Raw genomic sequence first — 19,886 nt, 5'->3', positions numbered from 1 at the left:
GCCCCCACGACGACGCTCCTTGACGGGCAAACATTGCCGGTCACGGCACTAGCGAGCACGTCCTCCCGCCGGGCCAGCTCGCTCGAGCCTGTCCGGCGGGAGGACGAAGAAGGGGCCGGCCTCAGCCCAGGTGGGCCTGGACCTCGGTGGCCGCGTCATGGCCGTAGGCCTTGGTGAAGCGCTCCATGAAGTGGACCCGCGTGAGCTCGTACTCCTGGGTGCCCACCGTCTCGATGACGAGGGTCGCGAGCATGCAGCCGACCTGTGCCGCGCGCTCCAGCCCGACGCCCCAGGTCAGGCCGGAGAGGAAGCCCGCGCGGAAGGCGTCGCCGACGCCGGTCGGATCGGCCTTGGTGCGCTCCTCCGCGCAGCCGACGTGGATGGACTCCTCACCCGCGCGGTCTATGCGCGCCCCGTTCTTGCCGAGGGTGGTGACACGGGTGCCGACCTTCTGGAGGACCTCCTCGTCGCTCCAGCCGGTCTTGGCCTCGATCAGTTCCTTCTCGTACTCGTTCGAGAACAGGTAGGTGGCACCCTCGGTCAGCTCACGGATGCCTTCGCCGTCCATGCGGGCGATCTGCTGCGAGTAGTCGGCCGCGAAGGGGATGCCCCGCGTCCGGCACTCCTCGGTGTGGCGGATCATGCCCTCGGGGTCGTCGGCGCCGATGAGGACGAGGTCCAGGGGGCCGACCCGGTCGACCACGTGCTGGAGCTCGATGTGCCGGGCCTCGCTCATGGCGCCCGTGTAGAAGGAGCCGATCTGGTTGGCGTCCGCGTCGGTGGTGCAGACGAAGCGCGCGGTGTGCAGCACCTCGGAGATCCTGACCGAGGCGGTGTCCACGCCGTGGCGTTCGAGCCAGACGCGGTATTCCTCGAAGTCCTCTCCCGCGGCGCCGACAAGGACCGGCCGCGCGCCCAGCTGGCCCATGCCGAACGCGATGTTGGCCCCGACACCGCCGCGGCGGATGTCGAGCTTGTCGACGAGGAAGGAGAGCGAGACCGTGTGCAGCTGGTCGGCGACCAGCTGGTCGGAGAAACGCCCCGGGAAGGTCATCAGGTGGTCGTTTGCGATAGAGCCGCTCACTGCGATACGCACGACGAATTCTGCTCCTGAGAGACATTGAGGTACCCCGTACGCGCAGCGCACAGGGGGAGGGCGTGCTTCACGCTACCCGCTGGACCTCCGGACTCGAACAGGGCAAAACTACCAAATAGTAGGGTCTTCCGGGCAGTGCGTCCGATGCGTAGCGTCGACCCTATGAGGAAAACGGCGACTTCAGCGTCCGAGCCCGAGTCGATGGAGCAACTGCGCGGCGACTGCGCCCGGATGGCTCCGCACTGGACCGCCCAGCGGGCCCCGCGGGACGACGGACGGCCTGTTCCGCCACAGGTGTTGCACGGGGTGAGCGTGCCTTCACGGTCCGCACGACTCCTGGATGGTATGTCCGAATACGGCGACTGAACGGGCCGCGGGGAACCACACGCTCCCTGACTCCGTCCAACCTCCGTGCCCGCATGACGGACGGACCTCATGGACGCGTGGAGCCAAAGGAGTTTTCGGTGAGTACAGACCAGTCCCCCGAGCCCGAGGACCGGCCCGGCCCCCGGAGCCGCCGGCGGCAGCCGGTGATCCTCTCCGTGGCCGCCGCGGTCCTGTTGGCCGGCGGTGGTGGTGCGTACTGGGCGTCCACCGCCGCCTCCGATTCCGGAGACGACGCTTCGGCGGGTGGCCCCCCGAAGCTGTCCCTCGACGGCGAGGCCGCGTCGGCCAGTGAGAGCCGGGGCATCGCGGCCGGTGAGCCGATGGGCCCGCGTGCGTACCGCGCCGAGGGCGAGCTGCCGAAGGGGCCCGACAAGGCCGCCGTCCGCCACACGGGCCACCGGGTCGGCAAGTCCGAGATGGCCGAGCTGGCCAAGGCGCTGAAGATCAAGGGCAGTCCGAAGGTGACGGACGGCCGCTGGCAGGTCGGCGGGGAGAAGCGGGGCAAGGGTCCCAAGCTGGCCGCCGAGCGCGGCGCCTCGGGCGGCGCGTGGACGTACATGGGCGCGGGCACGGTCCCGCTCGACACAGAGGTCGACAGCGCCCCCTCGCCGTCGGGCAAGCCCGTTCCCGAGGACAAGGCGAAGGACGCGGTGCGCCCGGTCCTGAAGGCCCTGGACCTCAAGGACGCCTCGCTCAAGGCCGGTCCCGCGGTGGGCGGCACGCGCACGGTGACCGTCTCCCCGAAGGTCGACGGGCTGCCGACACAGGGCTGGGACAGCACCTTCGTGGTCGGCGCGAACGGCAAGATCACTCGCGGGCAGGGCAATTGGAACGAGACCCGCAAGGGCACGGCATACCCCGTGCTCAGCGCGGACGCGACGCTCGACGAGATGAACAAGGTGAGCCAGTCCTCCGGCGGACACGGCCCGCGGCCCTCCTGCGCCAAGCAGTCCGGCGAGGGCGCGACCGACTGCGCGCCGGCCAAGGGCGGCAAGGTGCCGAAGCGCGAGAGCCCGAAGGGCAAGGACCGGAACGAGCCGTCCAAGGTGAGCGGGGCCGCCTTCGGCCTCTCGCTGGAGCGCTCGCACGGCAAGCCCGTGCTCGTGCCCGCGTGGATCTTCGACGTGAAGCGGCCCGGCGGGGGCGGAGATCTGAAGGTGACGCATCCCGCCGTCGAGCCGAAGTTCCTCAAGTCCACGCCCAGCGGCGAGGATCCGGCCGCTCCGGGCAGCGGGGCCGAGCAGTCGGCGCCGCCGCAGGTCGAGCGGCCCGCCTCTCCGCCCTCCGGCCCCTCGACGGGTGAGGGGGACATGGGCACCGGCGGCGGCAAGGCCGGCACACAGGCGGCCGAGTCGTACAAGGCCGACGGGCGCACCCTCACGGTGCGCTTCTGGGGCGGCGTGTGCGACGACTACAAGGCCACGGCCGACGAGTCGGGCTCTTCGGTGAAGGTCACGGTCAAGCCGGAGAAGAAGAAGGGCGACAAGAAGGTCTGCGTCAAGATCGCCAAGCGGCAGAGTGTCGAGGTCCAGCTCGACAAGGCCCTGGGCGACCGCAAGGTCGTGGACGGGCGGGACGGCCGCAAGCTGCCCCGCAAGTAAACGTCTGTTCGCACCGGCCGGTCGTCACCGGCCGCTGAGGGCACACCCCGACGGGCGCTCTCGGTGCGAACGGACGACAAGGGCGGCGGGCCCCTGGTGGGGGGAGTCCGCCGCCCTTGTCCTGTGCCGGGTGCGTACGGGTGCGGGGCGCCGGGCGCCCGCCGCACGCTGCCGCGCCGGCCGCCTGGCCGACGCGGGGGGCATCAGTTGAAAGAGTCGCCGCAGGCGCAGGAGCCGGTGGCGTTGGGGTTGTCGATCGTGAAGCCCTGCTTCTCGATGGTGTCGACGAAGTCGATGGAGGCGCCGCCGAGGTAGGGGGCGCTCATCCGGTCGGTGACGACCTTGACGCCGTCGAAGTCCTTGACCACGTCGCCGTCGAGCGAACGCTCGTCGAAGAAGAGCTGATACCGCAGGCCCGAGCAGCCACCCGGCTGGACGGCGACGCGCAACGCCAGGTCGTCACGGCCCTCCTGCTCCAGCAGGGTCTTGACCTTCTCGGCTGCGGCGTCGGACAGGATGATGCCCTCGCTTACAGCGGTCTCGTCCGAAACGGACATCTGCTTCTCTCCCGGGTTGGTACGGACTGCTCTCTTACCGTCGGGACAACCGACGGCTTCCCTGATTCATTCCAGGACCGAGTGGTCACTTCATGCTCGCACACCGCCCGAGGGGGTGGGAATGCGTCACATCGACATGATCCCCATCGTCAAACTGACGTGAAGCCGCTATGATAGATCGCGTCACTTAGACGAGAAGCCCGCCGTGTGCGGCTTCCGTATGGCGCTACAGAAAGGGTGGGTCCTGTGAGTACCGCCCAGCCGCTGGACGTACAGCCGACCCCGCTCGCACTGCTGCTGCTCGGCCGTGAGGCCGATCCGAAGAGCGAGCGGGGAGTGGAGTGCCCCGGCGATCTCCCCTCCCCCTCCGACCCCGACCTGGTGGCCCGCGCACGCGCCGCCAAGGAGCAGCTCGGCGACCGCGTCTTCGTGCTCGGCCACCACTACCAGCGCGACGAGGTCATCGAGTTCGCCGATGTGACCGGCGACTCCTTCAAGCTGGCCAGAGACGCGGCGGCGCGCCCCGAGGCGGAGTACATCGTCTTCTGCGGCGTGCACTTCATGGCCGAGTCCGCCGACATCCTCACCTCCCCGGCCCAGCAGGTCGTGCTCCCCGACCTGGCGGCGGGCTGCTCCATGGCCGACATGGCGACGGCCGAGCAGGTCGCCGAGTGCTGGGACGTGCTGACCGAGGCGGGCGTGGCCGATGTCACCGTACCCGTCTCGTACATGAACTCCTCGGCGGACATCAAGGCGTTCACCGGCCGGCACGGCGGCACGATCTGCACCTCCTCCAACGCCGGGCGCGCGCTGGAGTGGGCGTTCCAGGAGGGCGAGAAGGTCCTCTTCCTGCCCGACCAGCACCTGGGGCGGAACACCGCGGTGCGCGAAATGGGCATGACGCTGGAGGACTGCGTCGTCTACAACCCGCACAAGCCAGGCGGCGGGCTCACGCCCCAGCAGCTGCGCGACGCCAGAATGATCCTGTGGCGGGGCCACTGCTCGGTGCACGGCCGCTTCTCGCTGGAATCGGTGCGCGAGGTCCGCGAGCGGATCCCCGGTGTCAATGTGCTGGTCCACCCCGAGTGCAAGCACGAGGTCGTCTCCGCCGCCGACCAGGTGGGCTCGACGGAGTACATCATCAAGGCCCTGGAAGCGGCCCCGCCCGGCTCCAAGTGGGCGATCGGCACGGAGCTGAACCTCGTTCGGCGGCTGGCCAACCGCTTCGCCGCCGAGTCCGAGGGCGGCAAGGAGATCGTCTTCCTCGACCGCACGGTCTGCTTCTGCTCGACGATGAACCGGATCGACCTGCCGCATCTGGTGTGGGCCCTGGAGTCCCTCGCCCAGGGCACGATGGTCAACCGGATCGAGGTCGACGCCGAGACCGAGAAGTACGCCAAGCTCGCTCTGGAACGGATGCTGGCGCTGCCGTAGCCTGCGGCGAATGCTGCTGCGACCAGTCAGGGAGACCGAGGAAGACGCGGAGACGGTACGGGTGGTGGCGGAGGCGTCCTTCGGGGCCTCCCACGTTCTGAAGGGCGACGCACCCTCGGACCCGCCCTCGGCCGAACACCTGGCGCGGGGCCGGGAGAAGGTCCAGCACCTCGTGCTCACGGACCCCGCGGGGAGCTGGATCGCCGAGGACGACACGGGGCAGGCCGTAGGGGCTGCCCAGTCCCTCATCCGCGAGGGCACCTGGGGGCTCGCACTGCTCGTCGTCCTGCCCGGCGCACAGGGAAAAGGCGTGGGCAACGCCCTGCTGCGCCGGACGATGGAGTACGGGCGAGGCTGCCTGCGGGGCATCATCTGCTGCTCCCGGCACCCCGCCGCCGCGCGGGTGTACCGGCAGGCGGGCTTCGAGCTGCATCCGACCATCCGGATGCGGGGCGTGGTCGACCGGGCCCGGCTCGGGACGCCGGAGGGCGCGGCGGTCGAGGGATCGGCGCGGGACCGCGACCTGCTCGACTCCGTCGACCGGCGGCTGCGGGGCGGGGCCCACGGGCCCGACCACGACTTCTTGATGCGGCACCACCGGCTGGTCGTCGCGGACGATCTCGCGGGGAGCGGGTATTGCTATGTGAGTGAGCGAGGACAGGTGGAGCTTCTCGCCGCCACCTCGCGGCGGTTGGCCACCCGGGTGCTGAGCGCCGCGCTGTTGGGGGTGGACGAGGGGGTGGTGGCTGAGGTGCATGACGTTACTGCCGGACAGCAGTGGGCTGTTGACGTGGGGCTCGCCGCGGGGATGGAGCTTCGCGCCGAGGGGTTCGTTTGCTATCGGGGCCTTCGGCCTCCCGCGCCGTACATACCGTCGGGCGCGTTCTTGTGAGCCGCGCCGACGCGTTCTTATGAGCCGCGCCGGCGCGGTTCTTTGACGGGAGCCGGGGTCCGGTCGTGGCCCCCCACGGGTGCGACCGGACCCCGGCGGTTCAGGAGGTGGCGGGGGCTTCCGCCGCCTCGGGTTCGCGGGGCGACGGGGGTGCCTCGTCCTTCCCCTTGCCCCCTCGTTTGGCGGCCTTCTTGGCCGCCCGGCGCTCCTTGCGCAGCTCGACCATCGCGTAGAGCGTCGGCACCAGCAGCAAGGTCAGCAGGGTTGAGGTGACCAGGCCGCCGATGACGACGACCGCCAGGGGCTGGGATATGAAGCCGCCGTCGCCGGTGACCGCGAGTGCCATCGGCGTCAGGGCGCAGATCGTGGCGAGCGCGGTCATCAGGATGGGCCGCAGCCGGTGCCTGCCACCCTCGATGACGGCGTCGATGACGCCGTACCCCTGGCTGCGGTACTGATTGATCAGGTCGATCAGCACGATCGCGTTGGTCACCACGATGCCGATGAGCATCAGCATGCCGATCATCGCCGGGACGCCCATCGGGGTGCCGGTGAGGATCAGCAGGCCGAACGCGCCGGTGGCGGCGAAGGGGATCGAGACCAGCAGGATCAGCGGCTGGATCAGCGAGCGGAACGTCGCGACCAGCAGCATGAAGACGATCGCGATGGCCGCCAGCATGGCCAGCCCCAGCGAGCTGAACGCCTCGTCCTGGTCCTGCGAGAGGCCGCCGATCTCGGCGGTGGCGCCCTTGGGCAGGTCCAGCGAGTCGATCTCCGACTGGAGCTTGGTGCTGACCGCGCCGGTGTTCTCCCCGGTCGGCTTCGCCGTGACCGTCGCCGCGCGGGCGCCGTCGATCCGGGTCATCTGGACCGGGCCGTTGACCGTGCGGACATCGGCGACCTTGCCCAGCGTGACCTTGCCGAGCGGCAGCTTCTTCAAAGCCGCGACCGTCTCGGCGGGCTCCGGCGAGCGGACGACGACATCGCGCTCGGTGTCGTCCAGGATCGCCTTGCCGGACTTGGTGCCGCTGACCGCCTGGGTGACGGCCTGGCCGATCGCGGCGTCGTTCAGCCCGTAGCGGGCGGCGGAGTCCTTCGCCGTGACCGAGACGCGCGGCACGGACTGGGACAGGTCGGACTGCACGTCGGTGACGCCGTCCAGCTTGTCGACCTTGGCCCGCACCTGCTCGGACGCCTTCTCCAGCACCTGGGCGTCGCCGGCCTTGACGACCACGCTCAGGTCCTGGCTGCCGAAGCCGTCACCGGCGCTGACGGTGGTGTCGCCGACGGAGGAGCCGAGCTTGTCGAGCCCGTCGTGCACGGCGTCCTCGACCTTGGCGCTGTCGGCGGTCTCCTCCAGCTTGAGCTGGTACGACGCCTGGTTGGTGTTCGTGCTGCCGCCGAAGGCCGCCATCAGCCCGGCGGAGCCGACGGTGACCTGGTAGTCCTCGACCCCGTCGATGCCTGAGATCATCTTCTCGACCTTCTCGGCCTGCTTGTCGGCCGCGCCCAGGCTGCTGCCGGGGGGCAGCTCCTGGCTGATCGAGAGCTGCTGGGTCTCGCCCTGGTCGAAGAAGTTGGTCTTCAGCAGCGACGCCATGCCGAAGGTGCCGATGAGCACCGCCGCGGCGATCACCAAGCTGGTGAGGCGGCGCCGGGTGGCGAACCGCAGCACCGGCACGTACAGCCGCTGGAGCGGGCTGCGCGACTCCTTCTCCTCGGACTTGCGGCGCTGCTCCTCGGGGGCGAGACCCCGGAGGGACTTGGGTGCGCGCAGGAACCAGTACGAGAGCACCGGCACGACCGTCAGCGACACCAGCAGCGAGGCCAGCAGGGCGACCGTGATGGTGAGGGAGAAGCCGCCGAACAGCGCGCCCACCATGCCGCCGACGAACGCCATCGGGAGGAAGACGGCCACCGTCGTCAGCGTGGAGGCGGTGATCGCGCCGGAGACCTCCTTGACGGCGTCGAGGATGGCGGTGGTGCGTTCCTTGCCGTATGCCAGGTGCCGCTTGATGTTCTCCAGCACCACGATCGAGTCGTCGACGACCCGGCCGATGGCGATGGTCAAGGCGCCCAGCGTCAGCATGTTGAGGGACAGGTCCCGCGACCACAGCACGATCAGTGTCAGCACCACGGACAGCGGGATGGAGACCGCCGTCACCAGCGTGGAGCGCAGCGACAGCAGGAAGACGAGGATCACCACGACGGCGAAGACCAGGCCCAGCGCGCCCTCGGTGGTCAGGGAGCTGATGGACTTGGAGACCTGCGGGCCCTGGTCGGACACGACGGTGAGCTTGGCGCCCTTGCCCAGGTCGTCGCGGAGCTGGGGCAGCTTGTCCTTGACCTCGTCGGAGATGTCGACGGCGCTGCCGTCGGTGTCCATGGTCAGCGAGACGGACAAGCTGCGGTGCCCGTTGGTGCGGGTGAGGGAGGTGGCCTGGTCGGGGGCCTGCCGGACCTCGGCGACGTCACCGACGCTGACCGGGTCCCCGCCCCCGCCCTTGGCGGGGATGCGCAGCCCCTCGATCTGCTTGAGCGAGGTGAAGCCGTTGCCGACCTGGACGGTCTTGCTCTTGCCGTCCTCGGCGAAGGAGCCGGCCGGGACCGAAGCGCCGCCCGATTGGAGGGCCTTGGACAGATCGGCCGGGGACAGCCGCGCCTTGGCCAGCTTCTTGGTGTCGGGGGTGACGGCGACGACCTGGTCCTGCACACCGTCGACGGTGACCTGGCTGACGCCCTTGATGTCCTTGAGGACCGGGATGACGGAGCTGTCCAGCGCGTCGGAGAGGGACTGCTGGTCCCGCCCGTCGGCAGAGGCGGCGAGGACGACGGTCGGGATGTCGTCGGTGCCACCGGCCACGACCTGCGGGTCGACTCCGTCCGGCAGCGTGGCGCGGGTGCGGTTCACGGCCTGCTGGACATCGGCGATGGTCTGCTCGGACTTGTCGCCGTAGTCGAACTGGGCCATGACGACCGCGGAGCCCTCGCTCGCCGTCGAGTTGACGCTCGTGATGCCGTCGACGCCCTGGATGTTGTCTTCCAGGGGCTCCACGACCTGCTTCTCGACCACGTCGGGCGAGGCACCCTGGTACGGCGCGATGACCGAGACCATGGGCAGGTCGATGGAGGGCAGGAGTTGTTGTTTGAGCTGGGGGACGGCGATGGCGCCGAAGGCGACGGCGATGAGCGCCATCAGCCCTATCAGCCCACGCTGAAGGAGGCTGAGGCGGGACAGCCAGGACATGGGAGCCAGGTCTCTCTCTCGGGAAGGGGTGGTGCCGGTGTCGCCGCTGTACGGGCATTTACGGGCAGACACCTGTGCCGCCTACACCCTGACCCACCGGAGACACGGAGTTGTCCGCCCCAGGTCCCCTTCTCCCCGCGCCGCGTACTGCGGGCGGAGTACGTCAGCCTCCACCCGAGGGCCGCACGAGCCCGCTCTCGTACGCCGCCACGACCAACTGGGCCCGGTCGCGGGCGCCGAGCTTGGACATGGTGCGGTTGACGTGCGTCTTGATCGTCAGCGGGCTGACGTCGAGGCGCTCGGCTATCTCGTCGTTGGACAGACCGGCGCCGACCTGCGCGAGCACCTCGCGCTCCCGGCCGGTCAGCGCGTTGAGACGGGCGGCCCCGGCCCCGTCCGTGCCGTCGTACCCGTCGGGGCCACCTTGGGCGAGGAACCGGGCGATGAGGCCCTTGGTCGCCACCGGCGACAGCAGTGCCTCACCCTTGGCGGCCGTGCGGATCGCGGAGAGCAGTTCGCCCGGCTCTGCGCCCTTGCCGAGGAAGCCGGAGGCCCCGGCGCGCAGCGAGCCGACGACGTAGTCGTCGACCTCGAAGGTGGTGAGGATGACGACCTTGACGTGGTCGAGCGCGGGGTCGGCGCTGATGGCGCGGGTCGCGGCGAGGCCGTCGGTGCCGGGCATGCGGATGTCCATCAGCACCACATCGGCGCCGAGTTCGCGCACCACCGCGACCGCCTCCGCCCCGTCGGCCGCCTCGCCGACGACCTCCATGTCGGGCTCGGAGTCGACCAGCACCCGGAACGCGCTGCGCAACAGCGCCTGGTCGTCGGCGAGTACGACACGGATCATGCGGGGGTCTCCTCACGGCGCGCTGCGGTCTCCAGCGGCAACCGTACGTGGACCCGGAAGCCGCCACCGGGCAGCGGTCCGGTCTCGCACTCGCCGTGCAGGGCCGCGGCCCGCTCGCGCATGCCGACCAGCCCGTGGCCCCCCGCCCCGGGCTCGCCCGGCTCGGGATCGCCCGTGTCGTCGCCGCCCTGGGCCGCGTGCCCGGCTCCGTCGTCGACGACGGTGATCTCCAGGGCGCCGTCCGCCCGGCCGATGCCGACCTCGGCGTGCGCCCCGCTGCCCACGTGCTTCTGGACGTTGGTGAGCGCCTCCTGGACGACGCGGTAGGCGGTCAGGTCCACGGCCGAGGACAGCTTCTGCCCGTCCTCGCCGGGCGGAGGCGCGGACAGGTCAACGGACAGCCCGGCCCGGCGGAAGCCGGCCACGAGGTCGTCCAGCACGGCGAGCCCGGGGGCAGGTTCGGTGGGCGCGGCGCTCTCCCCGGACTGGCGCAGCAGCCCGACGGTGGTCTGTAGCTCCCCCAGCGCGTGCCTGCTGGCCTCGCGCACATGAGCGAGGGCTTGTTTGGCCTGGTCAGGGCGCTGGTCCATGACGTGCGAGGCGACGCCGGCCTGGACGTTGACCAGCGCGATGTGGTGGGCGACCACGTCGTGGAGCTCGCGGGCGATGCGCATCCGCTCCTCGGCGACGCGCCGCCTGGCCTCCTCCTCGCGGGTGCGCTCGGCCCGCTCGGCGCGCTCGCGTATGGCGGCGACGAAGGCCCGTCTGTTGCGCACGGCCTCGCCGACGGCGGCGGCCAGCCCCGTCCAGGCGAGGATGCCGAGGTTCTCCTGCGCGTACCAGGGACGGGCCCCGAAGAGCATGCCGGCGCCGGTGAGCACCACGACGGTGGTGGCGCCGACGCGCCAGCCGGTGGTGCGGCCCGTGGTGTTGGTGAAGGTGTAGAGCGCGATGACCGCGGCGAAGACGAGGGTGGTCTGGCGGCCGGAGTTGGCGGCCGTGCCGGTGTCGACGACGAGGGCGATGACCGAGATCAGGCTGGTGAGCATCAGCACCGGCAGCGGTGCCCGGCGGCGCAGCGTCAGCACCCCGCAGGCGAGCGCGGCCAGCAGCACCGTCTGGCCGTTGATCCCGCGCTCGGCGAAGTGGGGGGAGGCGTTGGGCCCGTGCGGCTCGGTGGCGGCGCTGAGGAGGATGCAGCCGAACGTGCCCATGGCGAGCAGAACGTCGACTGCGTGGGGATGTGCGCGGAGTCGCTCGCGGATCTCGCGGAGTGTCACAGCAGGCACCGTATGCCCGGCTCTCTTGAAATCTGCCGCTGTCCCGCTTCTCCGGGGGCCCGGCGAGGCCCGGCCCCCGGAGAAGCGGCACAAGGGTCTAACCCGGAATGAGTCCTTCGTCGGTGAGCATCTCCCGCACCTCTTCGAGGGACGCCTCGGGTGCGGGAAGGATCAGCTCGGAAGGTTCGAGGGCGTCGTCGGGAAGGGGAGAGCCCAGCCGGCGCACCGCGTCCAGCAGGGCGCCGAGCGTGCGGCGGAAGCCCGCCTCGTCACCGCTCTCCATCTCGGCGAGCAGCTCGTCATCCAGCTTGTTCAGCTCGGCGAAGTGGCTGTCGTCCAGCTTCACCTGGCCTTCACCCATGATCCTTACGATCATGCCGGTCTCCTTCGCGGGCTCGCGGATCACTCCTTGCTGAACTTAGGCGTGTCCTGCGGCTGCTGTGCTCCCGACTGGCCCGTCTGGCCCTGCTGGTCGCCGCCCTCGATGGCCTGCTGGCCGCCGGAGGGGCCGCCTGCCAGCTCCGCCTTCATCCGCTGGAGCTCCAGCTCCACGTCCGTGCCGCCGGAGAGGCGGTCCAGCTCGGCGGTGATGTCGTCCTTGGCCATGCCGGACTGGTCGTCCAGCGCGCCGGAGGCGAGCAGCTCGTCGATCGCGCCGGAGCGGGCCTGGAGCTGTGCCGTCTTGTCCTCGGCCCGCTGGATGGCCATGCCGACGTCGCCCATCTCCTCGGAGATGCCGGAGAACGCCTCGCCGATCCGGGTCTGGGCCTGGGCCGCGGTGTAGGTGGCCTTGATGGTCTCCTTCTTCGTGCGGAAGGCGTCCACCTTGGCCTGGAGGCGCTGTGCCGCGAGGGTCAGCTTCTCCTCCTCGCCCTGGAGCGTCTGATGCTGCCCTTCCAGATCGGTGACCTGCTGCTGGAGGGCCGCCCTGCGGGAGAGCGCCTCCCGGGCCAGGTCCTCACGGCCGAGGGCGAGGGCCTTCTTGCCCTGGTCCTCCAGCTTGGTGGACTGCCCCTGGAGCTGGGTCATCTGTAGCTCCAGACGCTTACGGGAGGTGGCGACGTCGGCCACACCCCGGCGCACTTTCTGAAGCAGTTCCAGTTGCTTCTGGTAGGAGTAGTCAAGCGTTTCGCGCGGGTCCTCAGCCCGGTCCAGGGCCTTGTTGGCCTTCGCGCGGAAGATCATCCCCATACGCTTCATGACACCGCTCATGGGCCTCGCGCGCCCCCTTCGTAACGGACTCAAGCCCTCGGCACATATACAGACCCCAGAGTACGGGGCCTTGTTCCATTACCGCACCGTTCAAGCGTGGATACGCTCCTCCTGTAGGACGATCAGGAGCGTGACCTCTCCGGCGCAGGGAGTAGGCGGCGCTCAGCAGTGAGGACCGGTGTTGCGGGATCGTGCCCCCAGGGACTGGGGCCCACTCCTGACCACACCGTACTCTTGAAGAGTGTTCCGAAGCCGTTCGAAAGAAGGTCATGCCGCGTCACCCCAGGTGAGCGCGGCCGAGACCAAACAGCCCCGCGACCCTGAGGCACCCAAGGGCCGCCCCACCCCCAAGCGCAGCGAGGCCCGGGGGCCACGGCGCTCCGTCGCCTCGACGCCGATGAACCGCAAGGACGCCGTCAAGCGTCAGCGGGAGGCCAGGCGTGCCGACATGGCGAAGCAGCGCGAAGCGCTGGCCAGCGGCGATGAGCGCTATCTGCCTGCCCGCGACAAGGGCCCGGTACGGCGCCTGGCGCGGGATTTCGTGGACGCGCGATTCAGCGTGGCGGAGTTCTTCCTGCCCATGGCCGTGGTCATCCTCGTGCTGAGCATGCTCCCCTCGCTCCAGCTCAAGAACATCTCGCTGCTGCTGTGGCTCGTGGTGATCGTGCTGATCATCGTGGACTCGGTCGGCGTGACCGTACGTCTCAAGAGGCGGATCCGGGAGCGCTACCCCGACGAGCCCAGGCGCGGCGCCGTCGCCTACGCACTGATGCGGACCCTCCAGATGCGCCGGATGCGCCTGCCCAAGCCGCAGGTCGCACGCGGCGAGAAGCCCTGATCCGGCAGGAGCTGGTCGCCCGGCAGCTCGATGAGCGGATCGCCGCTCACTTCGAGGTGGGGCGGCGGCTCCGGGTGCTCGACATCGGACTGGGCGAGGGCAACCAGGCCCTGCGGCTCCTCCGCGCGGGACACCAGGTCACCGGCCTGGAGTCCGACCCGACGCTGCTCGCCCACGTGCGGGGCTCGCTGGAGCGGCAGCCGGAGGGCATACGCGAGCGGTTCCGGGTCGTGCCGGGGAGCGGCCAGGACACAGGGGCACACTTTCTTCCCGGCACGTTCGACGTGGTGCTGTGCCACGACGTCCTGGACCAGGCCCGCGATCCCGACAGCACGCTGGCCGGGCTCGCCCGGGTCCTGGACGCGGGCGGGCTGCTCTCGCTGGTGATCCCGAACGTGACGGCGCGGGCGATGCGCCCCGGGCTGGCCGGAGACTGGGAGGGCGCGCTGGAGTCCCTGACCGGACCGGCCGCCGAGGGGGCCGAGGGGCAGGACCAGCAGGACCGCTTCTTGCGGCTGGAGTCGCTGACGTCGTTCCTGACGCGCATCGGAGTGCCGCTGGTGCAGTGGTACGGCGTGGGGGTCTTCTCGTCGGACGAACCGTCCGGCGCCGGGGGACCCGCCGAGGTGCCCGACGGCACGGAGGCCTCCGTGGCCGCGGAGATCCCGGCGGCCCGGTCGGACGCCGAGGAGCGGGCCGGGCGCACGGACCCCTACCGCGCGGTGGCGGCCTCGCTGCACCTGTGCGGGGTGCGCGGCTGACACGGCTGCGACGGGGCGCGCCTCACCCGTGACGGGGGCGCGGCTCATACGGCCGTCGCCGGTCTGACGGGTGACGTGTGACGGGTGTCCGGGTGCGCGGCTGGGGCAGCCGCGCACCCGGGTGGCCGATCCGGTCAGCTGGCGGGGATCTGGAACTCGGGGGGCTCGCGGAGCTCTATGTCGGCCACCTCGATGCCCCGCTCCTGCGCGAGGTGGGCCAGTGTCCGCGTGCGGGCCTCTTCGGGGGCCTCGGTGTCGATGAAGGCGCCCAGCCATTCCCCCGTACGCCGGTTGTAGGCGAGGCGGCGGGAGGCGGCGCCGCTGCTGATGGTGCCTGTCTCCTCCACGGCGAAGTCCGTGCCGAGCGCCGCCTTGGTCACATGGGCGGCGCAGGCGTCCATGAACCGGGGGCTGGGGCGCTCCTCACCGCCGTAGAAGAAGGCTTCGATGACATCGGGGCCGCGTACCGACCTCTCGGCGAAGATCCCCGCCTTCCGCATCGTCGCCAGAGTCTCGTCCCGCTTGCCCGCCGGGCCGCGCAGGACCACGAATACCGCGCCACGTACGTTCATGGGAACCGAGCGTATCGGCCCGCGCGACGTTTTCCGCACCGCGTCGGGCGGCGTTCCCCGCCCAACGTACGGAGGGGAAACGGGAGTTGAAAGCCGGACAAACCAGGGTACGGGAGACACTGGCCCCACGGGACCCGTACGGCTGACGGACCCGCGGAGCTGACAGAGCGGGCGGCTGACGGACCACCGCGGGCCGCCGGACCGGGCCGGCTCACAGACGCGCGGCTGCCGGAGCGCGCGGCTCACAGACGCGCGACTGACGGCCCGGGGCTCAGTCGACGGCGCCCGTGCCCTCGGCGACCTCCGTCTCCTCGCCGCCCGAGGTCTCGGCGTGCAGGCTCATGGGGCCGTAGACGGTGGTGGCGTCCTCCAGGAGGGTCACCTGATCGGCGCCTCCGTCCAGCAGTTCCTTCCACACCTCGCCGATCCACGACTCCGCGTCCCCCTGAGTGGGGAACTCCTCGGGCTGGACCGCCGGTTCCGTCTCCGAGCCGTCGGACTTCTCGAACCGCCACGTCCACGCCATCAGTGCCTCCCGAGATCGCCGGTTGCTCCCGGAAGCCTAAGCGCTCCGCTGGAAGTCCGGTACGCCGTCTGCGGGAGCTCCCCCGAGCTCTTCGAGCAGGGAGGTGCCCCCGGACTTGTCGTTCCCCCATCGCGGCGGAGCCGCATGTGACACGGTCCCGCACCCCTTCGGGGCGCTCCCGAACCGCACCTGACTTCCCCGCGCCCGCTTCAGTCCCCTGTGCGCACGCGGCGGCGGGTCGCGAGACGATCGTGAGGTGGAACTCACTCTGCTCGGCACCGGCGAGCCCGCCGGACTCCCCCGGCCCGACTGCCCCTGCGCGCGCTGCGCCGCCGCGACCGGCGCGGAGGCGCGGGCCGCCACGGCGCTGCTGGTCGACGGCACCCTGCTGCTCGACCTGACCCCGGGGCCCGCCTTCGCCGCCGCGCGGGCCGGGCAGTCGCTCAGCGGCGTACGCCAGGTGCTGCTCTCCCACCCGCACGACGGACCCGCGCTGGAGGTCCCCGTCGGGCTGCCCGCGCCCGTGCGGGTCCCGGACCGGCAGGAGCTGGCGCTCATCAGCGGGCACCGGGTGCGGGCCATGGCACTGGACTCGCCGGGCACCGGCTACCAGGTGACCGGGCCCGGCGGGGAGCGGCTGCTGTACCTGCCGCCGGGCACGGCACTGGCCGGGGCCGGGGAGACGGGCCGGCACATCCCGTCGTACGACATGGTGCTGCTGGACGTCCTCGGGCGGCCGGACGCGCTGGCCCGGCTGCGCGCGGCGGGCTCCGTCGGCCCGGCCACGGACGTGCTGGCCGTCCACCTCGGGCACGACGGCGTACCGGGCCCCGAGCTGCACCGCCGGCTGGCCGCCGCCGGGGCCCGCGCGGTGCCGGACGGCACGACGCTCAGCGTCGGCGCCTACCACGCGGTCCCCGACGTCCCGCGCCGCACCCTCGTGCTGGGCGGGGCGCGCTCGGGCAAGTCGGTGGAGGCGGAGCGGCGGCTGGCGGCGTTCCCCGGCGTGGTGTACGTGGCCACCAGCGGCAGCCGCGACGGGGACCCGGAGTGGGGCGACCGGGTGGCCGAGCACCGCGACCGGCGCCCGGCGTCCTGGCGCACCGAGGAGACGTGCGACCTGGTGCCGCTGCTGGCGGCGGACGGGCCGCCGCTGCTGATCGACTGTCTGTCGCTGTGGCTGACACACGTGATGGACGAGGTCGAGGCGTGGGACGACACGCTGTGGACCAAGGGCGGCGCGGACCGGCTGAAGGAGCGGGTCGGCGCGCTGACGGAGGCGGTACGGGGCACGCGGCGGCGGATCGTGGCCGTCAGCAACGAGGTGGGCTCCGGGGTGGTGCCCGCCACCCCCGCCGGGCGGCGCTTCCGCGACGAACTGGGCCGTCTCAACGCCGCGTTCGCCGCCGAGTGCGAGCACGTGCTGCTCACCGTCGGGGGCATCGCCACCCCGCTGCGCTGAGCGCTCCTGCCCGGGGGCGCCGGGCGACGGCGGGCCGGCACCGGGGGTGATGAAGGCCGCCGGGGCGTCACGTACGCTCAGCCACCATGAGTGAGCGCCTGGACCTGGACGACTTCTCCGACCTCATCGAGCGACCCCACGGCGGTTTGCGCCAGGAGGCCGAGGAGCGCCGGACGCTGACCGGGCTGCCCCCGCAAGCGCTGGGGCGGCTGGACGAGTTGGGCGAGTGGCTCGGCTCGGCGCAGGCCCAGGTGCCGGTGCGGCCGGTGACCGCTCCCCGGCTGGTGGTGTTCGCGGGCGACCACGGTGTGGCCGGGCTGGGCGTCTCCACCCACGCCGGGGGCACCGCCGTCGAACTGGTGCGGGAGACACTGGAGGGCGCCTCGCCCGCCGCCGTGCTCGCGCGGCGCTTCGAGGTGCCGGTGCGCGTGGTGGACATGGCGCTGGACTGCGACCCGGGCGAGCTGCCCGCCGAGGTGACCCGGCACCGGGTGCGCCGCTCCTCGGGCCGGCTGGACATCGAGGACGCGCTCACGCCCGAGGAGGCCGAGGAGGCGTTCCGCGCGGGAATGGCCGTCGCCGACGAGGAGGCCGACGCGGGCACGGACCTGGTGGTGCTCGGCGACCTGAGCGTGGGCGGCACCACGGCGGCCGGGACGCTGATCGCCGCGCTGTGCGGCACGGACGCCTCGGTGGTGACCGGGCGCGGCGGGGGCGGCATCGACGACCTGACGTGGATGCGCAAGTGCGCCGCGATCCGGGACGGGCTGCGCAGGGCCAGGCCGGTGCTGGGCGACCAGCTCCAGCTGCTGGCGACCGTGGGCGGCGCCGACCTGACCGCGACGACGGGCTTCTTGCTCCAGTCGGCCGTGCGGCACACGCCGGTCATCCTGGACGGGGTGGTCTCGGCGGCGTGCGCGCTGGTGGGCCAGCGGGTCGCGTTCCGGGCGCCGGACTGGTGGCTGGCGGGGCAGAGCACAGGCGAGCCCGCGCAGGCCAAGGCGCTGGACCGGATGGCCGTCGACCCGCTGCTCGACCAGGGCATCGCGGTGGGTGGCGGCACCGGGGCGCTGCTGGCGCTCCCGCTGGTGCGTGCGGCGGCGGCGCTGGCCGCCGAACTGCCCGTCCGGGAGGCGGACAAGGACGACGACGGGAGCGGGGACGGCGCGGCAGCGGAGAACACGGCGGCGGGACCCTCGGACGGCGGCCGGGGCGCCGTGGACGCCACCTGAGATCCACGGACGGGACGCGAGGGCGCGCCGATGGCGCCGACGACGCCCTGACGACGCTTTCGGCGCGCTGACGGAAACTTCCGGCGCGCGGACAGCTCCGTACGCTCGCCGGCGGGTCGGCACACCGGGGTGCACCAGGGCGTACGGCGGCGCACCGACCTACCGTCCGTTTCACTCCTTACGTCGCATATGCTCCCCCGCATGGGAGAGCCCTCGTCCGCGCACCCGGGCCCGCGCGAGTACGCCTCGGCCTTCGTCATCTGGTATCTGCGGGCCGCCACCGTCGTCAACCTGCTCGGCGCGGTCTGGATCTCCTTCGGCCGTGACCTGAAGCGGCACAACGACGGCGACTTCTTCACCCCGCACCTGGTGGCGCCCGGGTTCACGGGCGCGCTGTTCGTGGCGGTGCTGGCCGTCACCATGCGGCGGCGCAAGCGCGCGGCGTGGATCCTCAACCTCGCCATGGGCGCGCTGGTCCTGGCGCTCTACACGGCCGTGATGGCGACCTTCCCCGAACTGCGGGCGCACGCCTTCGACTGGCTCTCGTGGTCGCTCACCGCGCTGTTCGTGCTCTGTCTGCTGGTCGGCCGCCGGGAATTCCCCGCCAAGGGCGACCGCGCCAACCCCCGGCTGGCGCTGGCCGTCGCCTTCGGCGGGCTGCTGGTGACCACCGCGCTGGCCACCCTCCTGGTCACCGTCACCAACCAGTCCCCCGTCGACGCCCGCTCGGACCTGGGCAGCCGGTTGGCGTACGCGGTGGGGCGGCTCGTCTTCATCGCCGGCACCGAGGACCGGGCGGACGGCATCGCCATCCCCGGCTGGGTCGACGTGTTCATCAACGTCATGGCCGCGCTGCTGCTCCTGCTCGTCCTGCTGGCCGCCTTCCGCTCGCGCCGCGCGACCCAGCCGATGACCGCCGAGGACGAGGAGCGGCTGCGGCTGCTGCTGGAGCGGCACGGCGAGCGCGACTCCCTCGGCTACTTCGCGCTGCGCCGCGACAAGAGCGTCATCTGGTCCCCCACCGGAAAGGCCGCCGTCACCTACCGCGTCCTCGGCGGCGTCTCCCTCGCCTCCGCCGACCCCATCGGCGACCCCGAAGCCTGGCCCGGCGCCATCGACGCCTGGCTCACCGAGGCCGAGGAGCACGCCTGGGCGCCCGCCGTGATGGGCGCCGGCGAGATCGCGGGCACCATCTACTCCCGGCACGGTCTGGCCGCGCTCGAACTCGGCGACGAAGCGATCGTGGAGACCGCGGACTTCACCCTGGAGGGCCGCGCGATACGGGCCGTGCGCCAGGCGTACAACCGGGTGCGGCGCGCCGGCTACCAGGCGCGGATCCGGCGTCACCAGGACATCCCGCCCGCAGAGATGGCCCGGCTGATGCGTCGCGCCGAACAGTGGCGCGACAGTGAGACCGAGCGCGGGTTCTCCATGGCGCTCGGCCGGCTCGGCGACCCCGCCGACGGGCGGTGCGTGATGGTCGAGTGCCGCGACTCCCAAGGCGCCCTGCGCGCCCTGCTCTCGTTCGTGCCCTGGGGCCGCGAAGGGCTGTCGCTGGACCTGATGCGCAGGGACCGCGAAGCGGAGAACGGGCTGATGGAGTTCGCCGTCCTGGAACTGATCCGGCGCGCCCACGAGGTGAGCGTCACCCAGATCTCGCTGAACTTCGCCATGTTCCGCTCCGTGTTCGAACGCGGGGCGCAGCTGGGCGCCGGGCCCGTGCTGCGGCTGTGGCGCTCGCTGCTGAGCTTCTTCTCGCGCTGGTGGCAGATCGAGTCGCTCTACCGCGCCAACGTGAAGTACCGGCCCGTGTGGGAGCCGCGCTTCATCCTGTTCGCCAAGAGCAGCGAGCTGCCCAGGATCGGCTTCGCCGGCGCGGTGGCCGAGGGCTTCTTGGACATTCCCGTGGTCTCCCGCTGCATGCGGCGCACCCGGTGAA

The 19,886-nt window shown here is 71.6% G+C and carries 18 protein-coding genes; 9 read left to right on the top strand and 9 right to left on the bottom strand.

The window, feature by feature from the left end:
- Positions 1-121: 121 nt before the first annotated feature.
- Positions 122-1,096: a carbohydrate kinase family protein gene (locus OHB04_RS30660; RefSeq protein WP_326690877.1), complete on the bottom strand. Its 975-nt coding sequence runs from the start codon at positions 1,094-1,096 to the stop codon at positions 122-124.
- Positions 1,097-1,258: 162 nt separating this feature from the next.
- On the opposite strand from OHB04_RS30660, the gene OHB04_RS30655 reads away from it, so the two are divergent.
- The gene (locus OHB04_RS30655; RefSeq protein ID WP_326690876.1) at positions 1,259-1,462 is read left to right on the top strand and encodes a hypothetical protein; all 204 of its coding nucleotides are present in this window, start codon (positions 1,259-1,261) and stop codon (positions 1,460-1,462) included.
- 98 nt (positions 1,463-1,560) lie between these two features.
- Positions 1,561-3,084 (top strand): hypothetical protein, encoded by a 1,524-nt coding sequence (locus tag OHB04_RS30650; protein WP_326808732.1) that lies wholly within the window; start codon positions 1,561-1,563, stop codon positions 3,082-3,084.
- Positions 3,085-3,287: 203 nt separating this feature from the next.
- Here the strand turns inward: OHB04_RS30650 and OHB04_RS30645 are convergent, their stop codons facing one another.
- Positions 3,288-3,641: a HesB/IscA family protein gene (locus tag OHB04_RS30645; protein WP_326690874.1), complete on the bottom strand. Its 354-nt coding sequence runs from the start codon at positions 3,639-3,641 to the stop codon at positions 3,288-3,290.
- A gap of 246 nt (positions 3,642-3,887) precedes the next feature.
- On the opposite strand from OHB04_RS30645, the gene nadA reads away from it, so the two are divergent.
- Positions 3,888-5,075, top strand: a complete 1,188-nt coding sequence (nadA, locus tag OHB04_RS30640) for a quinolinate synthase NadA (protein ID WP_326808731.1) — start codon at positions 3,888-3,890, stop codon at positions 5,073-5,075.
- A 10-nt stretch (positions 5,076-5,085) separates the two neighbouring features.
- Entirely contained in the window at positions 5,086-5,967 is an 882-nt protein-coding gene (locus OHB04_RS30635; RefSeq protein WP_326808730.1) for a GNAT family N-acetyltransferase, read from the top strand.
- Between the two features lie 100 nt (positions 5,968-6,067).
- On the opposite strand, the gene OHB04_RS30630 is transcribed toward OHB04_RS30635, so the two are convergent.
- From OHB04_RS30630 to OHB04_RS30610, 5 genes are all read right to left on the bottom strand, one after another.
- Positions 6,068-9,214 (bottom strand): efflux RND transporter permease subunit, encoded by a 3,147-nt coding sequence (locus OHB04_RS30630; RefSeq protein ID WP_326808729.1) that lies wholly within the window; start codon positions 9,212-9,214, stop codon positions 6,068-6,070.
- Between the two features lie 163 nt (positions 9,215-9,377).
- On the bottom strand, positions 9,378-10,064 hold the full coding sequence (locus tag OHB04_RS30625; RefSeq protein ID WP_326690870.1) for a response regulator transcription factor: 687 nt from the start codon (positions 10,062-10,064) through the stop codon (positions 9,378-9,380).
- Complete coding sequence (locus tag OHB04_RS30620) at positions 10,061-11,353, bottom strand: sensor histidine kinase (protein ID WP_326690869.1); 1,293 nt, start codon at positions 11,351-11,353, stop codon at positions 10,061-10,063. The genes OHB04_RS30625 and OHB04_RS30620 overlap by 4 nt, the downstream gene beginning before the upstream one ends.
- 88 nt (positions 11,354-11,441) lie before the next feature.
- Positions 11,442-11,720 carry a PspA-associated protein PspAA gene (gene pspAA, locus OHB04_RS30615; RefSeq protein ID WP_326690868.1) on the bottom strand — a complete coding sequence of 93 codons (279 nt, stop codon included), beginning with the start codon at positions 11,718-11,720 and terminating at the stop codon, positions 11,442-11,444.
- Between the two features lie 26 nt (positions 11,721-11,746).
- Positions 11,747-12,544, bottom strand: coding sequence for a PspA/IM30 family protein (locus OHB04_RS30610; protein ID WP_326808728.1), 798 nt, complete (start codon positions 12,542-12,544; stop codon positions 11,747-11,749).
- A gap of 253 nt (positions 12,545-12,797) precedes the next feature.
- Between OHB04_RS30610 and OHB04_RS30605 the strand changes: the two genes are divergently transcribed.
- Together OHB04_RS30605 and OHB04_RS30600 are read left to right on the top strand one after the other, a co-directional pair.
- Positions 12,798-13,394, top strand: coding sequence for a DUF3043 domain-containing protein (locus OHB04_RS30605; protein WP_326808727.1), 597 nt, complete (start codon positions 12,798-12,800; stop codon positions 13,392-13,394).
- Positions 13,395-13,405: 11 nt separating this feature from the next.
- The gene (locus OHB04_RS30600; protein ID WP_326692994.1) at positions 13,406-14,155 is read left to right on the top strand and encodes a class I SAM-dependent methyltransferase; all 750 of its coding nucleotides are present in this window, start codon (positions 13,406-13,408) and stop codon (positions 14,153-14,155) included.
- Positions 14,156-14,289: 134 nt separating this feature from the next.
- Here OHB04_RS30600 and OHB04_RS30595 read toward each other — a convergent pair whose 3' ends face one another.
- Together OHB04_RS30595 and OHB04_RS30590 are read right to left on the bottom strand one after the other, a co-directional pair.
- Positions 14,290-14,727 (bottom strand): hypothetical protein, encoded by a 438-nt coding sequence (locus OHB04_RS30595; protein ID WP_326690865.1) that lies wholly within the window; start codon positions 14,725-14,727, stop codon positions 14,290-14,292.
- 271 nt (positions 14,728-14,998) lie between these two features.
- Positions 14,999-15,253: a hypothetical protein gene (locus OHB04_RS30590; protein ID WP_326690864.1), complete on the bottom strand. Its 255-nt coding sequence runs from the start codon at positions 15,251-15,253 to the stop codon at positions 14,999-15,001.
- Positions 15,254-15,509: 256 nt separating this feature from the next.
- Here OHB04_RS30590 and OHB04_RS30585 point away from each other — a divergent pair, with 256 nt between their 5' ends.
- The 3 genes from OHB04_RS30585 (at position 15,510) to OHB04_RS30575 (ending at position 19,885) form a co-directional block, all read left to right on the top strand.
- Positions 15,510-16,715, top strand: a complete 1,206-nt coding sequence (locus tag OHB04_RS30585) for a bifunctional adenosylcobinamide kinase/adenosylcobinamide-phosphate guanylyltransferase (protein WP_326690863.1) — start codon at positions 15,510-15,512, stop codon at positions 16,713-16,715.
- A gap of 86 nt (positions 16,716-16,801) precedes the next feature.
- The gene (locus tag OHB04_RS30580; RefSeq protein WP_326690862.1) at positions 16,802-17,947 is read left to right on the top strand and encodes a nicotinate-nucleotide--dimethylbenzimidazole phosphoribosyltransferase; all 1,146 of its coding nucleotides are present in this window, start codon (positions 16,802-16,804) and stop codon (positions 17,945-17,947) included.
- Between the two features lie 201 nt (positions 17,948-18,148).
- Positions 18,149-19,885: a phosphatidylglycerol lysyltransferase domain-containing protein gene (locus OHB04_RS30575; protein WP_326690861.1), complete on the top strand. Its 1,737-nt coding sequence runs from the start codon at positions 18,149-18,151 to the stop codon at positions 19,883-19,885.
- Position 19,886: the final 1 nt, after the last annotated feature.

This window comes from Streptomyces sp. NBC_01775, from assembly GCF_035917675.1.
Taxonomy (GTDB): domain Bacteria; phylum Actinomycetota; class Actinomycetes; order Streptomycetales; family Streptomycetaceae; genus Streptomyces.
The sequence above is the reverse complement of the archived record's forward strand: the minus strand, read 5'-3'. Positions and strand labels throughout refer to the sequence as shown.